Genomic DNA, 21,775 nt, shown 5'->3' with positions numbered 1-21,775 from the left:
AGAGTAGGTGGTGCCGTCGCGGTCGGCGGTGACGGTGTGGGGGTGGTGGGGGTCGGCGGGCAGGCCGAGGGCGGGCAGGTCCAGGTGGACGGTGGCCTCACGGGGCTGGTGGGGATTGAGGTTCACCACCGCTAGCACCACGTCGTCCATGTGGCGTTTGGAGAAGGCCAGCAGTTCGGGTTGGTCGACATGGTGAAAGTGCAGGTTGCGCAGCTGCTGGAGTGCCGGGTGGGTGTTGCGGAGGGTGTTGAGCTGGGTGATGAGCGGGGCGATGGTGGTGCCGTCGCGGTCGGCGGTTTCCCAGTCGCGGGGCCGGTACTGGTATTTCTCGGAGTCGCGGTATTCCTCGCTGCCGGGGCGGACGGGGGTGTTCTCGCACAGTTCGAAGCCCGAATAGATGCCCCAGGTGGGGGAGAGCAGGGCGGCGAGGATGGCGCGGATCTCGAAGGCGGGGCGTCCGCCGTGCTGGAGGTATTCGTGCAGGATGTCGGGGGTGTTGGTGAAGGCGTTGGGCCGCATGTAGGCCGCCGCCGGTCCGGCGAGCTCTTGGAAGTAGTCGGTGAGTTCGTCGGCGGCGTTGCGCCAGGTGAAGTAGGTGTAGGACTGGTGGAACCCGGTTTTGGCCAGGGTGTGCATCATGGCGGGGCGGGTGAAGGCTTCGGCCAAAAACAGCACGTCGGGGTCGGTGGCGCCGATGTCGGCCAGCAGGCGTTCCCAGAACGCGACGGGTTTGGTGTGGGGGTTGTCGACGCGGAAGATGCGGACCCCGTGGTTCATCCAGTGCTGCACCACCCGCTTGACCTCTTCATAGAGGCCGTCGGGGTCGTGGTCGAAGTTGAGGGGGTAGATGTCCTGGTATTTCTTGGGCGGGTTCTCGGCGTAGGCGATGGTGCCGTCGGCGCGGGTGGTGAACCATTCGGGATGTTCGGTGACCCAGGGGTGGTCGGGGGAGCATTGCAGGGCCAGGTCCAGGGCGACTTCGAGGCCGTGGTCGGCGGCGTAGGCGACGAAGGCGTCGAAGTCCTCCAAGGTCCCCAGGTCGGGGTGGATGGCGTCGTGTCCGCCTTCGGGTGACCCGATCGCCCACGGCGACCCGGGGTCGTACGGCCCGGCGTCCAGGGTGTTGTTCGGGCCCTTGCGGAACGTCGTCCCGATCGGGTGGATGGGCGGGAGGTAGACGACGTCGAAGCCCATGTCGGCGATCGCGGGCAGCCGTTTCATCGCGGTGCGGAACGTGCCCGAGGTCGGCCCCCGCCGCCCCATCGGATCGAACGTGGCCCCTTCCGACCGGGGAAAGAATTCATACCAGGCCCCATACAGGGCGCGCTGCCGGTGGACGACCAGGGGAAACCAGTCGCTGACGGTCAGCAAGTCCCGCAGCGGATGACGCTCCAGCACGTCCGCCACATCAGGGTCGGTGACGGCCTCCATCCGGTCGGTGACCGGGACGGTCTCGTCCCCGAGGCGCTTCGCCAGCCGGTCCAGGGTCGGCTGGTCCTTGCTCGGGACGGCCTCCGCCGCGCGCCCGAACAGCAGCGATCCCTCGGCGAGCATGAGTTCGACGTCCTGGCCGCGCGGGACCTTGATCTGCGCGTCATGCCACCAGTGCGCGATCGGATCGCCCCACGCCTCCACCCGAAACGACCACGACCCCATCTCCGTGGGCGTCACCCGCGCCGACCATCGGTCCAGGCCCACCCCGACCTCGGACATCCGCTGCCCCGGCAACTCCTCGCCGTCCGGCGTGCGCAGCACCACCGCCGCGCCCAGCATCTCGTGCCCCTCACGGAACACCGTCGCCGACACCTCGACCGTCTCACCCACCACGGCCTTCGCCGGCCACCGGCCACACCCCACCATCGGCGCCACGTCCAGAATGGGAATGCGACCGAGCCTCGGAATGCCGGTCATACGGGACGTTCCGGACTCGACGTGCATGTGTCACCCCTACCCGCGCGAGACTTCCGAAACGTCCCATGCCCCCGATCCGCGGCCTACCGCCCCGTAGTTTGAAATAATTTTACGCAGTGCCGCGAACGCGGAAAGTAAGCGACTGAACGGCCGATCTCCCTGCGCAGACGGGGGTTTTCGCGGTCCCGTGCCCTGCCGCGCCACCGTTCCGCCCGGTGACGGCCGGCTCCCCGCCGTCGCGCACAGGCGACACGAGCGCATAGCGTGGCTATGTGTGAAGGCAATCCGACGTTTCACGGTCCGCACCGTCCTTCCCGAGCCGCTCCGGCAGCTTGAGGAGCTCGTCCTCAATCTGCGCTGGTCCTGGCACCACGAGACGCTCGACCTGTTCCGCGCCGTGGACCCCGCGCTCTGGGAGGCCGTCCACCACGATCCCGTCCGGCTGCTCGGCGAGGTCTCGCCGGAGCGGCTGGCGCAGCTGGCGGAGGACCGGCGCTTCCTGCGCCGCCTGCAGGACAACGCCGAGGACCTGCGCGAGTACCTGACCGCGCCGCGCTGGTACCAGGCGCGGTCGGACGGCCCGTCCTGCATCGCCTACTTCTCGCCCGAGTACGGGATCACCGCCGCGCTGCCGCAGTACTCCGGCGGCCTCGGCATCCTGGCCGGCGACCACCTGAAGACGGCGAGCGACCTCGGCGTCCCCATCCTCGGGGTCGGGCTGCTGTACCGGCACGGGTACTTCTCGCAGTCGCTGTCGCCGGACGGCTGGCAGCTGGAGCGCTACCCGCCGATCGACCCGAACGGGCTCCCGCTGACGCTGCTTCGCGAGCGGGACGGGACGCCCGTCCGCGTCGCCATCGGCGTCCCCAAAGGCCCCGACCTGCACGCGCAGGTGTGGATCGCGCGTGTCGGACGCGTCCCGCAGCTGCTCCTCGACTCCGACGTCGAGGACAACGACCAGGCGGCCCGCGACGTCACCGACCGGCTGTACGGGGGCGGCGGCGACCACCGGCTGCTGCAGGAGATGCTGCTCGGCATCGGCGGCGTCCGGGCGATCCGCGCGTACTGCCGCATCACCGGGCATCCCGCGCCCGAGGTGTTCCACACCAACGAGGGCCACGCCGGGTTCCTCGGCCTGGAGCGCATCCGCGAGCTGGTGTCGGAGGACGGGCTCACCTTCGACGAGGCCCTGGAGGCGACGCGCGCGGGCACGGTGTTCACCACGCACACGCCCGTCCCGGCCGGCATCGACCGGTTCCCCCGCGACCTGATCAGCCGGTACTTCGGCGGTTCGAACGAGGAGGAGCAGGTCCCCGTCGACCGGGTCCTCGCGCTCGGCAGCGAGGACTACCCGGGCGGCGACCGCACCGTGTTCAACATGGCCGTGATGGGCATGCGGCTCGCGCAGCGCGTCAACGGCGTCAGCGAGCTGCACGGCGAGGTCAGCCGGGAGATGTTCGGCGGCCTGTGGGGCGGCTTCGACACCGGCGAGGTCCCCGTCGGGTCGATCACGAACGGGGTGCACGCGGGCACCTGGGTGGCGCGCGAAGTGCTGGAGTTCACCGCCCGCGAGCTGCCGTCGGTGATGGAGACCGGGCGCGGCTGGGAGGGCGTCCGCGCCGTGTCCGAGCCGGAGATCTGGCGGATGCGGGGGCTGCTGCGCCGCCGGCTCGTACAGGACGCGCGGCGCCGGCTCCGCGAGTCGTGGCGGCAGCGCGGCGCCAGCGAGGCCGAGGTCTCCTGGATCGACGACGCGCTCGACCCCGACGTCCTGACGATCGGGTTCGCGCGGCGCGTCCCGTCCTACAAGCGGCTCACGCTGATGATGACCGACCCGGACCGGCTCCGCTCGATCCTGCTGGACCCGGACCGTCCCGTGCAGATCGTCATCGCCGGGAAGGCGCACCCCGCCGACGAGGGCGGCAAGCGGCTCATCCAGGACATCGTGCGGTTCGCCGACTCCGCGGACGTCCGGCACCGCATCGTGTTCCTGCCCGACTACGACATGGCACTCGGGCAGCTGATGGTGCAGGGCTGCGACGTGTGGATGAACAACCCGCTGCGCCCGCTGGAGGCGTGCGGCACGTCCGGGATGAAGGCGGCGCTGAACGGCGGCCTGAACCTGTCCATCCGGGACGGCTGGTGGGACGAGTGGTACGACGGGCAGAACGGCTGGGCGATCCCGTCCGCCGACGGCCTGTCCAGCCCCGACCGGCGCGACGAGCTGGAGGCCGCCGCGCTGTACGAGCTGATCGAGGACCACGTGTCCGTCACGTTCTACGACCGCGACTCGGCGGACCTGCCGCGCCGCTGGCTGGAGATGGTCAAGCACACCATCGCCACGCTCGGCCCGAAGGTCCTCGCGTCCCGGATGCTGCGCGACTACGTCGACGACCTCTACACCCCGGCCGCCGCGTCCGAGCAGGCCATGGTCGCCGACAAGTACGCGGGCGCCCGCGGGCTGTCGGTGTGGAAGCAGCGGGTCCGCAAGGCGTGGCCGGGCGTGGCCGTCGAGCACGTCGAGTCCAACGGGGAGGAGAGCCCGCAGGTCGGCGCGCGGCTCGCGGTGCGGGTCGTCGTGGACCTCGCCGGCCTCGACCCGGACGACGTCGCCGTGGAGGTCGCCTACGGCCGGGTGGACGACGCCGACGCGCTCGTCGACCCGTCCTACCTGGAGCTGGACGAGGTCGAGCCGGCCGAGAACGGGCGGCGCCGCTACACCGGCGGGGTCCCGCTCGGGCGCAGCGGCGCGTTCGGCTACAGCGTCCGCGTGGTGCCGAGCCACCCGCTGCTGTCGGGACGCGCCGAGATGGGCCTGGTCGCGCTGCCGCCAGCCCCGCAGGGCATGACGAACGGCGACCTGCGCTAGCCGCCCGCGCCGTCCTCTTCGTCGTCGGGCGGCGGGTCGGGCGCCCGCCATCCGGCGATGAGGACGGGCAGCAGCATGTGCGTCTCGAACAGCCCGACGACGCCCAGCGCGACCGCCGCCATCGGGACCTCCTCGGTGTCGGTGCCCAGCACCACGGCCGCGACCACGACGAGGACGCCGAGCATCACCCGGTGCGCGACCGTGAACGAGCGGACCCGCTCGGCGACCTGCCGCTCGTCCAGCAGCCGCTCCGACAGCGACATCGTGCCGCGTGTCGCGATGTTCAGCAGGCTGATCACCGGCAGCATCACCACCACGGACACGCCGAGCAGCGACAGCGACACCACCATCGCGGTGTCGCTCGGCGCCAGGTTCCACGAGACCGCCGTCGCCGCCCAGATCAGCGCCACCGCCGCCATGCCGGCCGCGGCGAGCGCCCGCCGCCGGGCCCGGGTGGCGTACCAGGAGGGCAGCGTGTCGCGCTGCAGGACCTCCTGCCGGTACGCCGACCACCGCTCGAACATCCGCGTGCTCCCTCTCCCCGTCATCATGTGCTCCCCAGCCGGGGGAACGGCTCCAGCGAGAACACCACCTCGACCGGCACCTCGAAGAACGCGGCGATGCGCAGCGCGAGGTGCAGGCTGGGGCTGTACTCGCCGCGTTCCAGGTACCCGATCGTCTGGTAGTGGACGCCGAGCGCCGTCGCCAGTTCGCGGCGCGAGACGCCGCGTTCGGCGCGCAGCACCGCGATCCGGTTGTGGACGTGCTCCTTGCCGTCCGCCTTGTCCTTCGCCACCACCGGCACAGTCTCCCGCAGCCGCCGGTCAGAACGCGCCCTGCGCGGCCCGGCGCTCCTGCCGCTCGGCCAGCCGCGCCCCGGACTCGCGCCGCGTCGCGCGCAGCAGCAGGAAGGGGGCGAGCAGCAGGCCCGCGACGGCCCAGGCCCCGAGGACGGCCGCGGTCTCCGGCAGGCGCCAGCTCCCGCCGATCTCGGCGACCGCCATCGAGTCGGGCAGGAACACCGACCGCAGCCCGAGCCCCTGCCAGTACAGCGGGAACACCTGCGCGACCCACTGCACGGCCTCCGGCAGCCGCGTCACCGGGAACATCACCCCGGAGACGAGCATGAGGGCCATCATCGGCAGCGACAGGATGCTCGCGGCGTCGCGCGGCCCCGGCAGCAGCGCCCCGATCGCCGCGCCGATCGGGACGACCGACAGCGTGCCGAGCACCAGCACCCAGCCCAGGGCCAGCCAGTCGCCGGGCGCTGACGGCAGGTCGAGCCCGGCGAACACCGCGCCCGCGGCCAGCATCAGCAGCACGTAGCAGGCGATCTGCAGCAGCACCGAGACCGCGCGCCCGACCAGGTAGGCGGAGGGGCCGCCGGGCACCGTCCGCAGCCGCAACAGCGTGCCCTCCTCCCGGTCCGCCGAGAGGCCCATCGGCAGGTTCATCAGCGCCGCCGAGAACATGGCGAACGCGATGAATCCGGCCGTCATCAGGACCGCCTGGGACTGGCCGGTGCCCTCCACGACGGTGTCGCCCTGCCAGCGGACCAGCAGCACGTAGACGCCCACCGTGCCGATCAGCCCGGAGACCAGCTCCCTGCGGCTGCGCAGGAAGTGCACGTGCTCCGCCCATCCCCGGCGGATTCCGATCCTCAAACTGCGGGTGTTCACGCGGCCCTCCTGTCGTCCTCGGCGTCCCGGACGGGTCCGGCGATCGGCTCGGCCGTGCCCGCGAGCAGATTCAGATAGCTCTGCTCCAGTGACGGACGCCGGACCTCCAGGCCGGGGACCGGGCCGGCGAACCGGCGGTGCAGTTCGAACGCCAGCCGGGACGGGTCGGACGTGCGCTCCTGGCATGGCACGCCGTCCTCCAGCCAGCGCACCTCCGACGCGGCCTGCACGACCGACGCCAGCCCGGACGGGGTCCCGCAGACGGTGACGGCGCCGCCGACGATGATCGCGATGCGGTCGGCCAGCCGCTCCGCCTCGGCGAGGTCGTGCGTCGTGAGCAGGACCGTCATGCCCTCGTCCCGCGCCAGCCGCTCGACGAGCCCGTGGAACTCGCGGCGGGCCTCCGGGTCGAAACCGCTGGTCGGCTCGTCCAGGAACAGCAGCTCGGGACGGCCCACGATGCCGAGCGCGATGTCGAGCCGCCGCCGCTGCCCGCCCGACAGCCGGCCGATCGCCTGGCCGGCCTGCGCGGTGAGGCCCATGACCTCCAGCAGCTCGTCCGGGTCGCGCGGCCTCGCGTAGAAGCCGGCGATGTGCGCGAGCAGCTGCCGGACGCCCCAGCGCGGATGGTCCTGCCAGTTCTGCAGGACGACGCCGAGCCGCGCCCGCCACGCCTCCCCGCCCTTCCCGGGGTCGGTGCCGAGCACCGTGACCGCGCCGGACGAGCGGCGCCGGAACCCCTCCAGGATCTCGATCGTGGTCGTCTTCCCGGCGCCGTTCGGGCCGAGCAGGGCCACCACCTCGCCCGCCCGGACGTCCAGATCGACGCCGCGCAGCACCTCGGCGCGGCCGTACCGCATCCGCAGGTCCCGCGCCCGGATCACCGGCTCGCTCATACGCACCCCCATACGGGAACTTGGATCTTTGGCCATATCTCTACATCCAATGATAGTAGGAGTACTACATCTCATCGCAGACACGCAAGCGCGCGGACCCTGGCAGGATGGGCATGTGGGACTGGCGAAGCGACGCGACCGGCCGCTCCGGTGGCTGCCGGAGGGGCGCGCCGCGGACGTGCTCCCGGCCGCCGGATGCCTGCTCGTCCTGGTCGTGATCGCGCTGCTGCAGACCCACGTCGTGCAGCGCGGCACGATGCCCCTCTACGGCTGGGCGCTGATCGTGATCGCCTGTGGGGCGCTGTACTTCCGCCGGAGCCATCCGGTCGCGGTCGCCGCCGTCACGCTGGTCGCCTGCGGCATCTACTACCCGGCCACCGACCCCGACGGCCCCCTCATGATCACCTTCGTGATCGGGCTCTACACGGCCGCGGCCGCCGGGCGCCTGGCGACGGCCGCGCTGCTCGCCGCCGTCGCGATCGGCGGCACCGTCTACGGCGACAGCCGCGACGACATCAACCACCTCGCGGACGCGGCGTCGTTCCTGCTCGCCGGCTGGTTCGTCGCCGTCATCGCGATCGGCGGCGTCGTCCGCAACCGCCGCGCCTACCTGCGCGAGGCCGAGGAGCGCGCCCGGATCGCCGACCGCGGCCGCGAGGCCGAGGCCCGCCGCCGCGCCGTCGAGGAGCGGCTGCGCATCGCCCGCGAACTGCACGACGTCCTCGGCCACAACATCTCGCTGATCAACGTGCAGGCCGCCGCCGCGCTGCACGGGCTGCGCCGCGAGCCCGAACGGGCCGAGGACGCCCTCACCGCGATCAAGCAGGCCAGCAAGGAGACCCTGCGCGAGATGCGCGCCACCCTCGGCGTCCTCCGCCAGGTCGACGAGGCGGCCCCGGTCACCCCCGCTCCCGGCCTCGCCCGGCTGGACGAGCTGACGAACGGCATCTCGGCCGCCGGTCTCACGATCCGCACGAAGATCGAGGGCGACCCGCGCCCGCTGCCCGCCGAGGCCGACCTTGCCGCCTACCGCATCGTCCAGGAAGCCCTCACGAACGTGACCCGCCACTCCACCGCGTCCACCGCCGTGGTCCGCATCGGCTACACCGACGCCGGCGTGACGGTCAGCGTGGAGGACGACGGAGACCCGAGGTCAGGCACACCGTCCGAGGACGGCAGCGGCATCCGCGGCATGCGCGACCGCGCCGAATCCCTGGGCGGCACCCTCGCCGCCGCGCCCGGCCCGAGAGGTTTCACCGTTCACGTCCACCTGCCGTTCTAAAATCTCGTTCCGGGCCGATGAGTTTTCGTCGCGGGCCGAGTCGGCATGGGCATGACGACTACCAAGACTCTCGAAACGCCCGAAGTGGACGTCGTGTACGACGTCCACGGCCCGCTGCCCACGGCCGACGGGCGGCCGCCGCTCTTCATGATCGGGCAGCCCATGGACGCGAGCGGCTTCCGCACGCTGGCCTCGTACTTCACCGACCGCACCGTGATCACCTACGACCCGCGCGGTCTCGGCCGCAGCACCCGCAAGGACGGCCGGCACGACAACGCGCCCGACGTCCAGGCCGCCGACGTGCACGCCGTCATCGAGGCGCTCGGCGCGGGCCCGGTCGAGATGTTCGCGAGCAGCGGCGGCGCGGTGACCGCCCTCGCCCTCGTCGCGGCCCACCCCGGCGACGTCACCACCCTGGTGGCGCACGAGCCGCCGATCGCCCCCGTGCTCCCCGACGCCGCGGCCGCCGATCGCGCCCGCGCCGGCGTCCGCGACGCGTACGAGAGCAAGGGCTGGGGCGCCGGCATGGCGGCGTTCATCGCGATGACGTCCTGGCAGGGCGAGTTCACCGACGAGTACTTCGCCCAGCCTGCGCCCGATCCCGCCATGTTCGGGATGCCGTCCGAGGACGACGGCTCCCGCGACGACCCGCTGCTCTCCGACCGGTCGTGGGCGATCACCGACTACCGTCCCGACGCCGCCGCGCTCAACGCCGCGCCCACGCGGATCGTGATCGCCGTGGGCGAGGAGTCCCAGGGCGTCATGACCGGACGCACCTCGGTGGCGACGGCCGAACTGCTCGGACAGCAGGCGACCGTCTTCCCGAGCCACCACGGCGGCTTCCTGGGCCCCGAGTTCGGCCATGCCGGACAGCCAGCCGCGTTCGCCGAGAAACTCCGCGAAGTCCTCGACGCCGCCTGATCTTGGCCAGGGGTCAGTCCGGGGTGTCGTCGGTGCTCTGTGCAGTGAGGTTCTCGTACGCGGGGCCGAGGACGTCGGTCAGGGCACGGCGGCGGATCTTGATGGGCGGGGGAGTGGCCACCTGGAGGATGAAGCCCGGCGGGACGGGCGGGGACGGGGGACGGTCGCGGAGGCGGGCCAGGCCGGACGGAGGCGTCCAGAAGCCGGCGGCCGTCAGCGGCTCGTCCTCCATCTCCAGGGGGTCGGGTTCGGTTTCGGTGGCGCGGCGCAGGGCGGCCAGGAGCTGGTCTCGTCTCCGTCCGTTCCACTGGAGGATGAGGAAGGGGTCGTCGTCGAACGCCTCGGCCAGCAGGTAGAGGACGGCCGCGGCGTGCTTGCACGGGTCGCCCCAGTCGGGGCAGTCGCACATCAGGTGCAGGTCGGACGCGGAGCCGGGGAACAGCGCGAGGCCCAGCTCGGCGAACACCCACTCGATCTCGGGCGGCATCTCCCCGGCGAGGAGGCGGGCGCGGAACACCGCGCGGGATGCCAGTTCCTTCTCGACGGCCCGCCAGTCCGTTTCGTCGATCGCGTCGATGCCGAGCGCGACCTCGTACGGGTCGGGCGCCGAGCCGTGCACCTTCGCGGTCACCTCGTACGGCTCCACGCGCAGGTCGAACACGTTGCCCTTGCGGGCGTAGGTGCGGCCGCGCTGGAGGCGGCCCTTGTCGGCGAACGACTCCACGAGGTCGATAAAGCGGCGCGACCACCACTCGGTGCCGATCGACCCGCGCTTGTTGCGCGCCTTGATGCCGTCCGCCATCAGTCGCTCACCGCCTCGGGGGACAGGCGCAGGACGTCCCGAAGTTCGGCGACGGAGAGTTCGGTCAGCCAGTCCTCGCCGGTGCCGACGATCGACTCGGCGAGGGCCTTCTTGCGTTCGATCATTTCGTCGACGCGCTCCTCCATCGTCCCGACGCAGATGAACTTGCGGACCTGGACGTTGCGGGTCTGCCCGATGCGGAACGCGCGGTCGGTGGCCTGGTCCTCGACGGCCGGGTTCCACCAGCGGTCGACGTGCACGACGTGGTTGGCGGCGGTGAGCGTCAGGCCGGTCCCGGCCGCCTTGAGGGAGAGCAGGAAGACCGACGGTTCCCCGTCCTCCTGGAAGTGCTGGACGAGGTCGTCGCGTGCCTGCCTGGACGTCCCGCCGTGCAGCCACAGCACGGGACGTTCGAGCCGGGCGGCGAGGTAGGGCTGGAGCATCGAGCCGAACTCGGCGTACTGGGTGAAGACGAGCGCCTTTTCGCCCTGCTCCAGGATCTCGGCGCAGATCTCCTCAAGTCGTTCGAGCTTGCCGGAGCGGCCGGGCAGGCGCGAGCCGTCCTTCAGCAGCTGCGCCGGATGGTTGCAGACCTGCTTGAGCTTGGCCATCGTCGCCAGGACCAGCCCGCGCCGCTTCGTCTCGTCGGCCTCGGCGATCTGCTGGAGCATGTCGTCCACGGTCGCCTGGTAGAGCGACGCCTGCTCGGTCGTGAGGTTGCAGTAGACCTTGATCTCCTGCTTCTCCGGCAGGTCGGAGATGATCGACTTGTCGGTCTTGAGGCGGCGCAGGATGAACGGCTGCGTCGCCCGCTTCAGCGCCAGCGCCGCCTGCTCGTCGCCCTCTTTCTCGATCGGGATCGCGAACCGCCGCCGGAACGCGCTGCGCGGCCCGAGCAGCCCCGGATTCGCGAACTCCATGATCGACCACAGCTCAGTCAGGTGGTTCTCCACCGGGGTGCCGGTGAGCGCGATCCGGGTGCGGGCCGGGATGCTCCGCACCGCCCTGGCCTGCCGCGTCCCGCTGTTCTTGAGCGCCTGCGCCTCGTCGCAGACGACCCGCCCCCACTCGATCGGCGCGAGCATCTCCGCGTCCCGCGCGGCCGTCCCGTACGTCGTCAGCACCAGATCGGCGCCCGCCACGGCCGCGACGAGGTCGTCGCCGCGCTGCCGCCCCGTCCCGTGGTGGACGTAGACGCGCAGCTTGGGGGTGAACCGCGCCGCCTCCCGCTGCCAGTTCCCCACCAGCGACATCGGCAGGATCAGCAGGGTCGGGTCGGGGCGGGCGCCGTTCTCCCGTTCGTGGACGAGAAGCGACAGGACGGAGATCGTCTTGCCCAGCCCCATGTCGTCGGCGAGCAGGGCGCCTAGCCCCAAGCCGTTCATGAAGGTCAGCCAGGCGAGGCCGCGTTCCTGATAGGGGCGCAGTTCGGCGTCCAGCTCGTCCGGGGTCCGCATGGGGGTGAGGCGGCGGTCGGCCTCGCCGGAGAGGAGGTCGCCCAAGGGGCCGCCCGCGTCGACCTCGGCGAGCGGAAGGGACTCGTCGCCCGCGTGGACGATCGCCCGGATCGCCTCGGCGGCCGTCATGCGTCCCCGGCGCGGGTGGCGGAGGAAGTCGAGGGCCGCTTCGAGCTGCTGCTCGTCCAGTTCGACCCACTGGCCGCGCAGGCGGACGAGCGGGGTCTTCAGACGGGCCAATTCCTCCAGTTCGGCCTCGCCGATGCTCTCGTCGCCGATGGCCAGGTCCCAGCGGAAGTCGACCATCGCCTTCAGATCGAAGCCGGAGGGCGCCGCCGCCCCCGAAGACGCCTCCGGGTCCTCGTTGCGGGTGGTCAGCTTCATGCCGAGCTTCGCCTTGCCCGCCCACTGGGGGAGCAGGACGCCGAATCCGGCGGCGGCGAGCATCGGGGCGGCCTGGCGGAGGAAACGGAACGCGCCCGCCGTGTCGAGGACCAGCTCGTCCGGGGACGGGCCGTCCAGCGCCGGGGCCATGTCGGGGAAGAGGCGCAGGGCGCGGCCGAGGCCGGCGAGGAGCGTCTCCTCCGCGTCCGGGATCGAGGTCGCCTCGCCCTCCCAGACCATGGCGGCCGGCACGTAGAGGCTCGGGTCGTCGGTGCCTTGAAGAGCGAACTCGACCCGCCACGAGTCGTCTTTTGGTTCCTCCTTCTCGCCGAACTCCTCCGCGCCCGGCTCGGCGAGGCGGAAGCAGACGCGCAGCGGGCCGGACGGGCGGCGCGCGGCGGCGGCCCACGCGTCCAGTTCGGCGATCAGGTCGCCGGGGTCGTCGCGGGGCTCGCGGGCGACGGCGGCGGACGGGCCGGTCAGCGCCAGCACCCAGCGTTCGGCGAGCGGCAGCCGGTCGGGCTCCTTGCGCCGCGACACCAGCAGCGGATGCGGCACCACGCCCCGGACGGCGGTGTCGACCAGCCCGGACAGCGCCTCGCGCAGCACCTCGGCGGCGGGACGCCCGCCGTCGGCGGCCCGGCACGCGGCGGGCATCGCGCGGGCCAGGTCGGGGAACCGCGCCGGGTCGTCGACCACCGGGCGCCAGCGCGCCACGAGATCGCCGTCCTCACGCAGCAGCGCGGGCAGGACGTGGCCGCGCGAGGTGAGATCGACCGCCTCGTCCGCGATCATGCACAGGTACCGCAAATCGGTGCCGGGAACGACGTCGGCGCTGTGTTCAGCGGCCTGCAGCAGCGCCATCGCGGGGAACGGTTCGAGGACGAGGGCCGGTACCCGCCACGGGCGGAGTTCGGGCTCGTCCCGCACCGGCTCGGGGCCCAGCTCGGCCGACGGCAGCGGATGGTCGCCGAGCGTGGGCAGCGACATCGTCAGCTCGACCGAAAGCCCCGCCCGGACGAGCGGCTCGTACGACGTCCCGCCGAAGTCGCAGGTCGCGAACGGATGGACGTCCGGCGAAGGCTCGTACGGGCCGGTGCGCTCGGCCCACAAGCAGAGCGCACCGCCATGCCAGGTGGCGTGGGCGACGAGCATGGTCCCCGAAGCTACCAGGTTGGTCAGCTGTGCTCAGTTGGCTAGGGCAGGGGAGAAGTCGACTCATCCGCTGAGTGGGATGGGTGGGCCGGGTCATCTCCAGGGTGACCAGCGTCCATTGGTTTCAGACGCCGGCATGGAAGACGTGTGTGCGGCGCAAAGACGCGGTATCCGGCGGTCCATCGACCAAGATCTACGTAAAGTAATGCTATGATCACAGTGTGCAGCTTAGATATGCCTTCCGCCTATACCCTGCGCAGCGCCAACGGCAGGCCTTGGCGCAGGCGTTCGGCTGTGCCCGGGTGGTGTACAACGATGCCCTGCGGGCGCGCCAGGACGCCCGCGCGGCCGGGCTGCCGTACCTGAAGGCGGCCGAGTTGTCGGCGGCGATGACGGTGGCGAAGAAGAACCCGGAGCGCTGCTGGCTGGGTGAGGTGTCGGCGGTGGTCCTGCAGCAGTCGCTGCGGGACTTGGAGGCGGCCTACCGGGCGTTTTTCGATGGACTGGCCGGTAAACGCCCTCGCATCGGAGCACCGAGGTTCAAGTCCCGCAAGGATGCTCGGCAGTCGATCCGGTTCACCGCCAACGCCCGCTGGCGCATTACCGAGCGCGGCAAGCTCGCACTGCCCAAGATCGGCGAGGTAGAGGTGAGGTGGTCGCGGGCGCTGCCGTCGGTCCCGGCCACGGTCACGGTGATCAAGGACGCGGCCGGACGCTATTTCGCTTCCTTCGTCGTCCAGGCCGCCGACGACCCGCTCCCCGAGACTGGCGCTGGGGAAGGCCTGGGGATCGACCTGGGGTTGGAGCATTTCGCGGTGCTGTCGGACGGCCGCAAGATCGCCTCGCCGCGGTTCCTGCGCCGTGCCGAGAAGAAGCTGCGCAAGGTTCAGCGGGCCGTGTCTCGCAAGCAGAAGGGATCGGCCAACCGCGGCAAGGCCCGCACTCGGGTCGCCCGCGTCCACGCCGAGGTCGCCGACGCGCGCCGCGAGTTCCATCACCGCCTGTCCACGATGCTGGTCCGCGAGAACCAAGCGGTCTATGCCGAGGACTTGTGCGTGAAGGGACTGGCGCGCACCCGGCTGGCCAAGTCGGTGCACGACGCGGGCTGGTCGCAGTTCATAGGCATGCTGGAGTACAAGGCCGCCCGGCACGGCCGCACCTTCGCGAGGGTGGGCCGCGCGTTCGCGTCCTCGCAGATCTGCTCGGGGTGCGGGTTCCGCGACGGCCCCAAACCCTTGCACGTCCGCGCCTGGACGTGCGCCGGATGTGGGGCCGAGCATGACCGCGACGTCAACGCCGCACGCAACATCCTGAACGAGGGACGCCGCATCACCACCGGGTGATGTCTTCTGGTCGCCGCCGGACGGAAACCCCCAGGTGTCCGGGGGAGGCGGAGACCTTAAACGCCTGTGGAGGGCAGGTAAGACCCCCGACCCTGGTCCGGGGCACAGCCCGTTGAAGCAGGAAGCCACGGAAGTGCCGCCCCACCGGGGGGCACAGGCCGAATCCCCGGCCTTCGGGCTGGGGAGCGCGTCAACAGCAGCCTCCGACGTCCACACGCTCCCTCCACGTGCGTGCTCTCGCCGGAGATGACCGAGGCCCGTACTACCTGGACTACTCGCCGAGGATCTGGCCGAGCAGGTCGCCGCGCTGGAGCCGTACTCGAGCGCGGGCTGCTCGCCACGATCACGGTCAGCGTGGATCCGTCCGCCACGCCCGGGGCGGTCTGAGCCGCACCGGGGCGAGGCGCACGGCGGCCTTCTCGTTAGGCTCGGGACGTCCGCCACCGAGTTTGCACAGGAGGGTCGCCGTGGGCGAGTTCGTACGGGTCGAGGTCGAGGACGGGGTCGCGACGATCAGGCTGGACCGTCCGAAGATGAACGCCCTGAACGCCCAGATGCAGCGCGAGCTGATGGACGCGGCCGAGCAGGTCACCGAGGACGCCGAGGTGGGCGCGGTCGTCCTGTACGGCGGGGAGAAGGTGTTCGCCGCCGGCGCGGACATCAAGGAGATGGCCCCGATGTCCTACGCGGAGATGTCGGCGGGCCACTCGCGGCTCCTGCAGGACTTCGCCAAGGCGCTCGCCGCCATCCCGAAGCCGGTCATCGCCGCGATCACCGGCTACGCGCTCGGCGGCGGGCTCGAAGTGGCGCTGACCGCGGACTTCCGCGTCGCGGGCGAGGGCGCCAAGGTGGGGCAGCCGGAGATCCAGCTCGGCATCATCCCCGGCGCGGGCGGCACGCAGCGGCTGTCCCGGCTCGTCGGCGCGTCCCGCGCCAAGGACCTGATCTTCTCGGGACGGCACGTCAAGGCGGACGAGGCCCTCGCCATGGGCCTGGTCGACCGGGTCGTCCCGGACGACGCCGTCTACACCGCCGCCAAGGAGTGGGCCGCGACCTTCGCCGGCGGCCCCGCGATCGCCCTGCGCGCCGCCAAGCAGGCCATCGACCGGGGCCTGGAGGTCGACCTCGACACCGGCCTGGAGATCGAGCGGACGCAGTTCGCCGCCCTGTTCGCCACCGACGACCAGGCGAACGGTATGAAGAGCTTCATGGAGGAAGGCCCCGGCAAGGCCAAGTTCACCGGCCGCTGACGACCCTCCGGAGCGTGCTCTGGTGAGTGACGGCTAAAACGTTATTCGTGTTTTTGGGTGTGCTGCCGGGGCGTGGGAGGCGCGGCCGATAGCATCTGCCGCCATGCGACACGCGTACCGAACCGCGCTCGTGACGGGTGCGTCCAGCGGGATCGGGGAGAGCTTCGCCCGCCTGCTGGCCGGCCGCGGCGCCGATCTGGTGATCGTGGCGCGCCGGGCCGAGCTGCTGGACGGGCTGGCCCGCGAGCTGGTCGAGCGGTACCGGGTCGCGGTGGAGGTGGTGGCCGCCGACCTCACCGACCCCGCGCAGCGCGCCGAGGTCGAGGGGCGGCTGCGCACCGACCCGGTCGAGCTGCTGGTGAACAACGCCGGGTACGGCGCTTTTGGAGCGTTCGCGGAGCTGCCGCTCGATGATCATCTGGCGCAGATCGAGCTGAACGTGACCGCGCTGGTGCGGCTCACGCACGCCGCCGTGCCGGGGATGGTCGCGCGCGGCCGCGGCGGGGTGCTGAACGTCGCGTCGATGTCGGGGTTCGCGCCGTCGCCTGGAAGCGCCACCTACGGGGCGTCCAAGGCGTACGTGGCGTCGTTCTCCGAGAGCCTGCACGCGGAGGTCGCCGGCAAGGGCGTCCACGTCACGGCACTGTGCCCCGGCTTCACCCGGACCGAGGACGATGTTCCGGCCAACCTGCTGTGGCTGCGGCGCGACGACGTGGCGCGGGCCGGGCTGGACGCGGTGGCGGCCGGACGCGCGCTGTGCGTCCCCGGCATGCAGTACAAGGCGGCGTTCCCGGCGCTGAAGCTCGTCCCGAGGCCGCTGCTCAGGGCGGCCGTGAACCGCATGTGGCAGCAGGCCGCCGAGACCCGGTGACGGGACGCCACGCCGTTTTTCGCTCAGGTCTACAAAAGTTCCCGCGGGTTGATTGTGGCGGGGGTGACTTGACGGGGGTCACGGTGAGTGGCGACGATCGTAACCTACGCTTGAGTAGGTTGTGTGCATGGCCTGCTGGGCGCCACAGCCGAACCGCAGGCGCGGCGGCACGTCCGGCAAGACCACCTCGTCCCAGCGAAGGAACCGCATGTCCGTGACCCCCGAAGAGAAGTTCCAGACCGGCATCCTGCACGACCTTGAGCCGACGGTCGAGAAGGAACTGAACCGGCACCTGTCGATGGCCAAGGAATGGTTCCCGCACCAGTACGTCCCGTGGAGCGAGGGCCGCACCTTCGACGGGCCGCTGGACGGCGAGCCGTGGTCGATCGAGCAGTCGAAGCTGAGCGTCGAGGCGCGCGAGTCCCTCATCGTCAACCTGCTGACCGAGGACAACCTCCCCGGCTACCACAACGCCATCGCCACCGTGTACGGCCGCGAGGGCGCCTGGGGCACCTGGGTCAACCGGTGGACGGCGGAGGAGAACCGGCACGGCATCGTCCTGCGCGACTACCTCACCGTGACCCGCGCGGTCGACCCGGTCGCGCTGGAGCGCGCCCGCATGCGGCACATGGAGGCCGGCTACGAGGCCGACCACGGCGACTCGATCCTGCACGGGTCGGCCTACGTGTCGTTCCAGGAGCTCGCCACCCGCGTCTCGCACCGCAACACCGGCAAGGCGTCCGGCGACCCGCTCTGCGAGCAGATGATGGCCCGCATCGCCGCGGACGAGAACCTGCACATGATCTTCTACCGGAACCTGATGGCCGCCGCGCTGGACGCGTCCCCGAACGAGACGATGCGGGCGATCACCGACGTGGTGAAGGGGTTCCAGATGCCCGGCCACAGCATCGACGGGTTCCTGCGCAAGTCCGTCATCATCGCCAACGCCGGCATCTACGACCTGCGGCTGCACCACGACGACGTGCTCATCCCGGTGCTGCGCAAGTGGAACGTGTTCGACCGCACCGACCTGTCCGGCGACGGCGAGAAGGCCCGCGAGGAGCTGGGCGAGTTCCTGGAGCAGCTCGACGCCGCCGCCACCAAGTTCGAGACCCGCCGCGAGGAGCGCCGCGCCCGCCAGGCGGCCCGCAAGGGCTGATCGCGGGAACGCGAACCCGGTTCCTCGCGTCAAAGGGGGCATGGGGAAGCATCGACGGCTGGGCGGCTATCGGTTGCTGGACGAGATCGGCCGGGGCAGCACCGCGGTGGTGTACCTGGCCATGGACGCTCATGGCCGCGAGGTCGCGGTCAAGGAGCTGATCCCGGAGCTGACCGGGGTGCAGGAGGCGATCGACCGGCTGGCGCGGGAGATGCGGGCGCAGGCGCGGGTGCGCAGCGCCTACGTCGCGCGGCTGCTGGACGGGGCGATCACCGCGGAGCGCCCGCACGTGGTCATGCAGTACGTGCCGGGCTGCCCGCTGCGCGACCTGGTCTCGGCGTACGGTCCGCTGCGCGGCGACCGGCTCGCCCGGTTCGCCCGGCGGCTGGCGCTCGCGCTCGGGGACGTCCACGACGCGGGCGTCCTGCACCGCGACGTGTCGCCGCACAACGTCATCGTGCTGGGCGACCGGCCCACGCTGATCGACTTCGGGATCGCGCACGAGTCCGGCGCCGAGCAGCTCACCCGGCGCGGGATGGTCGTCGGGACGCCCGCCTACCTGGCCCCCGAGCTGATCGAGGGGGAGCGCGCCGGCACCGCGTCGGACGTGTTCTCGTGGGCGTCGACCGTCGCGTACGCGGCGACGGGCCGCCCGCCGTTCGGACGCGGGTCGCTGCACGGGGTGTGCTTCCGTATCCTGCGAGGCCAGGCCGATCTGGACGGCGTTCCCGAGCCGATGGCCGGGCTGCTGCGGGCCGCGTTCCGGCGCGACCCGGCGAGGCGCCCGTGCGCGCGCTGGTTCGCCGGGGCGCTCGCCCCGGCCGGCGGCGGGGCGGTGGCGGCCTGATGCCGATTAGATCTTCCCGGCCGGATGGGCGAGGGTAGGGTTTCGGAAACGATGGAGGGAGCCGTCACGTCCGGGGACCGAATCGGCCACTACAGCGTCCAGCAGACCCTGGGTGAAGGGGGCATGGGCGTCGTCTACCTCGGCGCCGACCCCGAGGGGCGCAACGTGGCCATCAAGGTGCTGCGGCCCGCGGTCGCGGGCGACGCCACGGCGCGCCGCCGGCTGGCCCGCGAGGTCGACTCGATGCGCAGGGTGCACAGCCCGCACGTCGCGGAGATCCTCGACGCCGACGTGACCGCCGACCAGCCCTACATCGTGACCCAGTACGTCCCCGGCCGGACGCTCGAAGAGGTCGTCGAGGACGCCGGGCCGATCTACGGGCCGGGGCTGCAGCGGCTCGGGGTGGGGCTGGCGGCGGCGCTGTCGGCGATCCACGGCGCCGGGATCGTGCACCGCGACATGAAGCCCGGCAACGTGATGCTGGTGGACGGCGAGCCCGTCGTGATCGACTTCGGCATCGCGCAGGCCGCGGACGCGACCCGGCTCACCGCGACCGGGATGGTCATCGGCACGCCCGGCTACCTCGCCCCGGAGATCATCGAGGGCGAGGACGCGGGCCCGCCGTCCGACGTGCACGCCTGGGCCGGGACGGTCGCCTACGCCGCCACCGGCCGGCCGCCGTTCGGCTCCGGCACCTTCGAGTCGATCTTCTACAAGATCATGCAGGGCACGCCGGACCTGGAGGGCGTGCCGGACGCGCTGCTGCCGGTGCTGCGGTCGGCGATGGCGCGGCACCCGGCCGAGCGTCCCACCGCGGTCAACCTGGTGCAGCTCACCCGGCGGATCCACCTCGAAGCGACGATCACCGACCAGACCCGCGTCGACCGGCACTACCCGGCCGCGGGCGCGGCCGCCGCCGGGGCGGCGGGTGCGGCGGCGGGCACGTCGCTGGACGAGCCGGCCCCCGACCACTCCCGGATGTTCTCCATGCCGGTGACCGGGCCGCCGCAGGACTCCGGTTCCCAGGACGTCCCGGCGCGGCCCACGACGCCCGGCGGGACGGGGGTCCCGGCGCCGGGCGGTACCGGGATGCAGTCGCCCGCTCCCGTCCCGGCGCAGCCGCGCGACTTCGTCGGCCAGCTGCCGCCCGCCGCTCCGCCGCCGCCTCCGCCGGCCCCGCCGCCCGCGCAGTTCAAGGCGGGCGAGCAATTCGGGCAGCGCGGCTACGACCCCTATGACCAGGGCGGATACCCGCAGCCGTATGGACCGCCGCCCAACCAGCCACCGCCACCGGGTGCGCTGCAGCGCGGCCCCTACGACGCGCAGACGCAGGACGCGCAGCGCCGCGCGGCCGACCAGGCCCGCGCCGGCCGCGAACGCGCCGACCGCGACCGCCGCAAGCCGTACGGCTGGTACCGGGTGCTCAGCTTCATCGTCCTCGTGGCGCTGCTCGGGTTCGCCAACATCGCGCCGCTGCTCGCCCTCGGCGTCACCGTCGCGGGTGTGTTCGTGCTGCGCGCGGCGGACAAGGCCGCCAAGGGCATGGAGGGCCGGCAGACCCGGCGCGGCCCCCGCTCGGGCGACGCCCTCGGCGCCGCGGTCCGGACGCCGCTGCACCTGCCGGGCGCGCTGATGTCCACGGTGCTGTGGACGTCGCTCAGCCTGATCGCGGGGCTGATCCTGCTCGGCGTGCTGATCTTCGCGCAGTCCGACATGACCGCGTCCAAGGCCATCGCGTACTCGTCCATGGCGGTGATCGGGCTGCTCTGCCTCGCGCCGGGCAGCGGCGCGCCGCGGCGGCAGCTCGCCCGGATCTGGGGCGCGCTCCTGCCGCGCGCCGAGGCCGCCCTCGCCGGCGCCCTGGTCCTCGGGATCTTCGCGGGGGTGCTGGTCGGGCTGTCGCAGCGGCAGCCCCCCGACACCACTCCGCTGGACGGGATGAGCCAGGACCTGGAGGGGCTGCGCGCCGACGTGCGCGACCTCATGTCCGGCATTCCCGGCATGTGACCTGCGGCGGGGGCACGGGTCGGTAGGGTGGCGGCCCATATGAGCGGTGAGACGAGCCATCAGGAGCACATCGGCCCGTACCGGCTGCTGGCGCGGCTGGGCGACGGCGGGGTCGTGCACCGCGCCGCCGGACCGGACGGGCGCGACGTCGCGATCCGGCTGCTCCCGGCCGGGGCGGCACCCGACATCGGCCGGATGCGCGAGGTCCTCAGCCCCTACGTGGTGGACGTCCTGGACGGTGAACCCGCCGGCCCGCGCCCGCACGTCGTGTCCCGGTTCGTCCCGGGCCGGCCGCTGGCGGAGACGGTCGCCGAGCGCGGCCCCATGTCGGGGGACGCGCTGCGCCGCATGGCGTTCGGGCTGGCCAAGGCTCTCGCCGCCATCCACCGGACGGGGCTCGCGCACGGCGAGTTGGGGCCGGGAACCGTGCTGGTCGTGGACGACGCGCCCGTCGTGGTCGACTTCGCGCTGATCGCCTCTGCCGATGCCGCCGAGGACGTTCGCGCGTGGGCCGCGACGGTCACGTTCGCCGCCACGGGACGGCACGATGCTCCCGCCGACGTGCTGCCGTCCGGCCTGCGCCCGCTGGTCGAGGCCGCTTCACATCCCGATCCGGGCGCGCGTCCGGCGGCGGAGGAACTGGCGGAGGCGGCGTCCCGGCTCGACCTTCCCGCCGTCCCGTCCGCCCGTCCCGCACCCGAGCGAACGGCCGACCCGTCGGAGCCCGTCCCACAGCCGCAGCCGGGGACACAGCCGCAGCCGGGAAGGGCACCCGAGATGCGGGTGGTGCGCGGGTGGGCGCGGCTGCTCGCGGCGATGGTCGTGGTGATCGCCGTGGCCGCCGTGATCATCGCGCCGGTCGCCGGGCTCGTCCTGTCGCTCGCCGCGGTGACGCTGCTGCGGCTCGCGGGCGCACCGGCGGGAGCGGGCTGGGCGGGGGCC

At 72.2% G+C, this 21,775-nt stretch carries 16 protein-coding genes and 1 pseudogene; 10 read left to right on the top strand and 7 right to left on the bottom strand.

Features of this window, described 5'->3' with window-relative positions; translation table 11 throughout:
• On the bottom strand, positions 1-1,911 hold a 1,911-nt coding region (locus tag HUX53_RS23510), incomplete at its 3' end, for an alpha-1,4-glucan--maltose-1-phosphate maltosyltransferase (RefSeq protein WP_176405395.1).
• 274 nt (positions 1,912-2,185) lie between these two features.
• Here HUX53_RS23510 and glgP point away from each other — a divergent pair.
• Positions 2,186-4,780, top strand: coding sequence for an alpha-glucan family phosphorylase (gene glgP / locus HUX53_RS23505; protein ID WP_176405393.1), 2,595 nt, complete (start codon positions 2,186-2,188; stop codon positions 4,778-4,780).
• Here the strand turns inward: glgP and HUX53_RS23500 are convergent.
• The 4 genes from HUX53_RS23500 to HUX53_RS23485 are packed head-to-tail and all read right to left on the bottom strand — an operon-like array spanning position 4,777 to position 7,355.
• Positions 4,777-5,304 carry a hypothetical protein gene (locus HUX53_RS23500; protein WP_176405392.1) on the bottom strand — a complete coding sequence of 176 codons (528 nt, stop codon included), beginning with the start codon at positions 5,302-5,304 and terminating at the stop codon, positions 4,777-4,779. The two genes, glgP and HUX53_RS23500, sit on opposite strands and share 4 nt — an antisense overlap.
• Before the next feature lie 23 nt (positions 5,305-5,327).
• Entirely contained in the window at positions 5,328-5,579 is a 252-nt protein-coding gene (locus HUX53_RS23495; RefSeq protein WP_309237394.1) for a helix-turn-helix transcriptional regulator, read from the bottom strand.
• 25 nt (positions 5,580-5,604) lie between these two features.
• Positions 5,605-6,459, bottom strand: a complete 855-nt coding sequence (locus tag HUX53_RS23490; RefSeq protein WP_176405390.1) for an ABC transporter permease — start codon at positions 6,457-6,459, stop codon at positions 5,605-5,607.
• Complete coding sequence (locus tag HUX53_RS23485) at positions 6,456-7,355, bottom strand: ABC transporter ATP-binding protein (protein WP_217919801.1); 900 nt, start codon at positions 7,353-7,355, stop codon at positions 6,456-6,458. Before HUX53_RS23485 ends, HUX53_RS23490 begins: the two co-directional genes overlap by 4 nt.
• A 115-nt stretch (positions 7,356-7,470) precedes the next feature.
• Here HUX53_RS23485 and HUX53_RS23480 point away from each other — a divergent pair, with 115 nt between their 5' ends.
• The gene (locus HUX53_RS23480; protein ID WP_309237393.1) at positions 7,471-8,637 is read left to right on the top strand and encodes a sensor histidine kinase; all 1,167 of its coding nucleotides are present in this window, start codon (positions 7,471-7,473) and stop codon (positions 8,635-8,637) included.
• Positions 8,638-8,688: 51 nt separating this feature from the next.
• Positions 8,689-9,558, top strand: a complete 870-nt coding sequence (locus tag HUX53_RS23475; protein WP_176405387.1) for an alpha/beta fold hydrolase — start codon at positions 8,689-8,691, stop codon at positions 9,556-9,558.
• A 13-nt stretch (positions 9,559-9,571) separates the two neighbouring features.
• Here the strand turns inward: HUX53_RS23475 and HUX53_RS23470 are convergent, their stop codons facing one another.
• A complete protein-coding gene (locus HUX53_RS23470; protein WP_176405386.1) occupies positions 9,572-10,360 on the bottom strand; it encodes an SWIM zinc finger family protein in 789 nt (262 codons plus the stop codon).
• Positions 10,360-13,356: a DEAD/DEAH box helicase gene (locus HUX53_RS23465; RefSeq protein WP_176405385.1), complete on the bottom strand. Its 2,997-nt coding sequence runs from the start codon at positions 13,354-13,356 to the stop codon at positions 10,360-10,362. Before HUX53_RS23465 ends, HUX53_RS23470 begins: the two co-directional genes overlap by 1 nt.
• Positions 13,357-13,577: 221 nt before the next feature.
• On the opposite strand from HUX53_RS23465, the gene HUX53_RS23460 reads away from it, so the two are divergent.
• The 7 genes and pseudogenes from HUX53_RS23460 to HUX53_RS23430 form a co-directional block, all read left to right on the top strand.
• Entirely contained in the window at positions 13,578-14,699 is a 1,122-nt protein-coding gene (locus HUX53_RS23460; RefSeq protein WP_176405384.1) for an RNA-guided endonuclease TnpB family protein, read from the top strand.
• 467 nt (positions 14,700-15,166) lie between these two features.
• Entirely contained in the window at positions 15,167-15,949 is a 783-nt protein-coding gene (locus HUX53_RS23455) for an enoyl-CoA hydratase/isomerase family protein (protein ID WP_176405383.1), read from the top strand.
• 103 nt (positions 15,950-16,052) lie between these two features.
• Positions 16,053-16,820 (top strand): SDR family oxidoreductase, encoded by a 768-nt coding sequence (locus tag HUX53_RS23450; protein WP_176405382.1) that lies wholly within the window; start codon positions 16,053-16,055, stop codon positions 16,818-16,820.
• 208 nt (positions 16,821-17,028) lie between these two features.
• On the top strand, positions 17,029-17,979 hold the full coding sequence (locus HUX53_RS23445) for an acyl-ACP desaturase (RefSeq protein WP_176405394.1): 951 nt from the start codon (positions 17,029-17,031) through the stop codon (positions 17,977-17,979).
• A 40-nt stretch (positions 17,980-18,019) separates the two neighbouring features.
• Positions 18,020-18,826, top strand: coding sequence for a serine/threonine-protein kinase (locus HUX53_RS23440; RefSeq protein ID WP_176405381.1), 807 nt, complete (start codon positions 18,020-18,022; stop codon positions 18,824-18,826).
• A 51-nt stretch (positions 18,827-18,877) separates the two neighbouring features.
• Positions 18,878-20,833 (top strand): serine/threonine-protein kinase, encoded by a 1,956-nt coding sequence (locus tag HUX53_RS23435; RefSeq protein ID WP_176405380.1) that lies wholly within the window; start codon positions 18,878-18,880, stop codon positions 20,831-20,833.
• Positions 20,834-20,872: 39 nt separating this feature from the next.
• Positions 20,873-21,775: pseudogene (locus HUX53_RS23430) on the top strand (hypothetical protein); the annotation flags it as partial.

Source organism: Actinomadura sp. BRA 177, from assembly GCF_013372625.1.
Classification (GTDB): domain Bacteria; phylum Actinomycetota; class Actinomycetes; order Streptosporangiales; family Streptosporangiaceae; genus Spirillospora.
The sequence above is the reverse complement of the archived record's forward strand: the minus strand, read 5'-3'. Positions and strand labels throughout refer to the sequence as shown.

What these genes read in the sequence shown, in the direction of transcription:
- HUX53_RS23470 (WP_176405386.1), bottom strand. Translation starts at nt 10,360, where the DNA reads ATGGCGGACGGCATCAAGGCGCGCAACAAGCGCGGGTCGATCGGCACC.
- HUX53_RS23450 (WP_176405382.1), top strand. Translation starts at nt 16,053, where the DNA reads ATGCGACACGCGTACCGAACCGCGCTCGTGACGGGTGCGTCCAGCGGG.
- HUX53_RS23445 (WP_176405394.1), top strand. Translation starts at nt 17,029, where the DNA reads ATGTCCGTGACCCCCGAAGAGAAGTTCCAGACCGGCATCCTGCACGAC.
- HUX53_RS23440 (WP_176405381.1), top strand. Translation starts at nt 18,020, where the DNA reads ATGGGGAAGCATCGACGGCTGGGCGGCTATCGGTTGCTGGACGAGATC.
- HUX53_RS23475 (WP_176405387.1), top strand. Translation starts at nt 8,689, where the DNA reads ATGACGACTACCAAGACTCTCGAAACGCCCGAAGTGGACGTCGTGTAC.
- HUX53_RS23500 (WP_176405392.1), bottom strand. Translation starts at nt 5,304, where the DNA reads ATGTTCGAGCGGTGGTCGGCGTACCGGCAGGAGGTCCTGCAGCGCGAC.
- HUX53_RS23465 (WP_176405385.1), bottom strand. Translation starts at nt 13,356, where the DNA reads ATGCTCGTCGCCCACGCCACCTGGCATGGCGGTGCGCTCTGCTTGTGG.
- HUX53_RS23485 (WP_217919801.1), bottom strand. Translation starts at nt 7,355, where the DNA reads ATGAGCGAGCCGGTGATCCGGGCGCGGGACCTGCGGATGCGGTACGGC.
- HUX53_RS23435 (WP_176405380.1), top strand. Translation starts at nt 18,878, where the DNA reads ATGGAGGGAGCCGTCACGTCCGGGGACCGAATCGGCCACTACAGCGTC.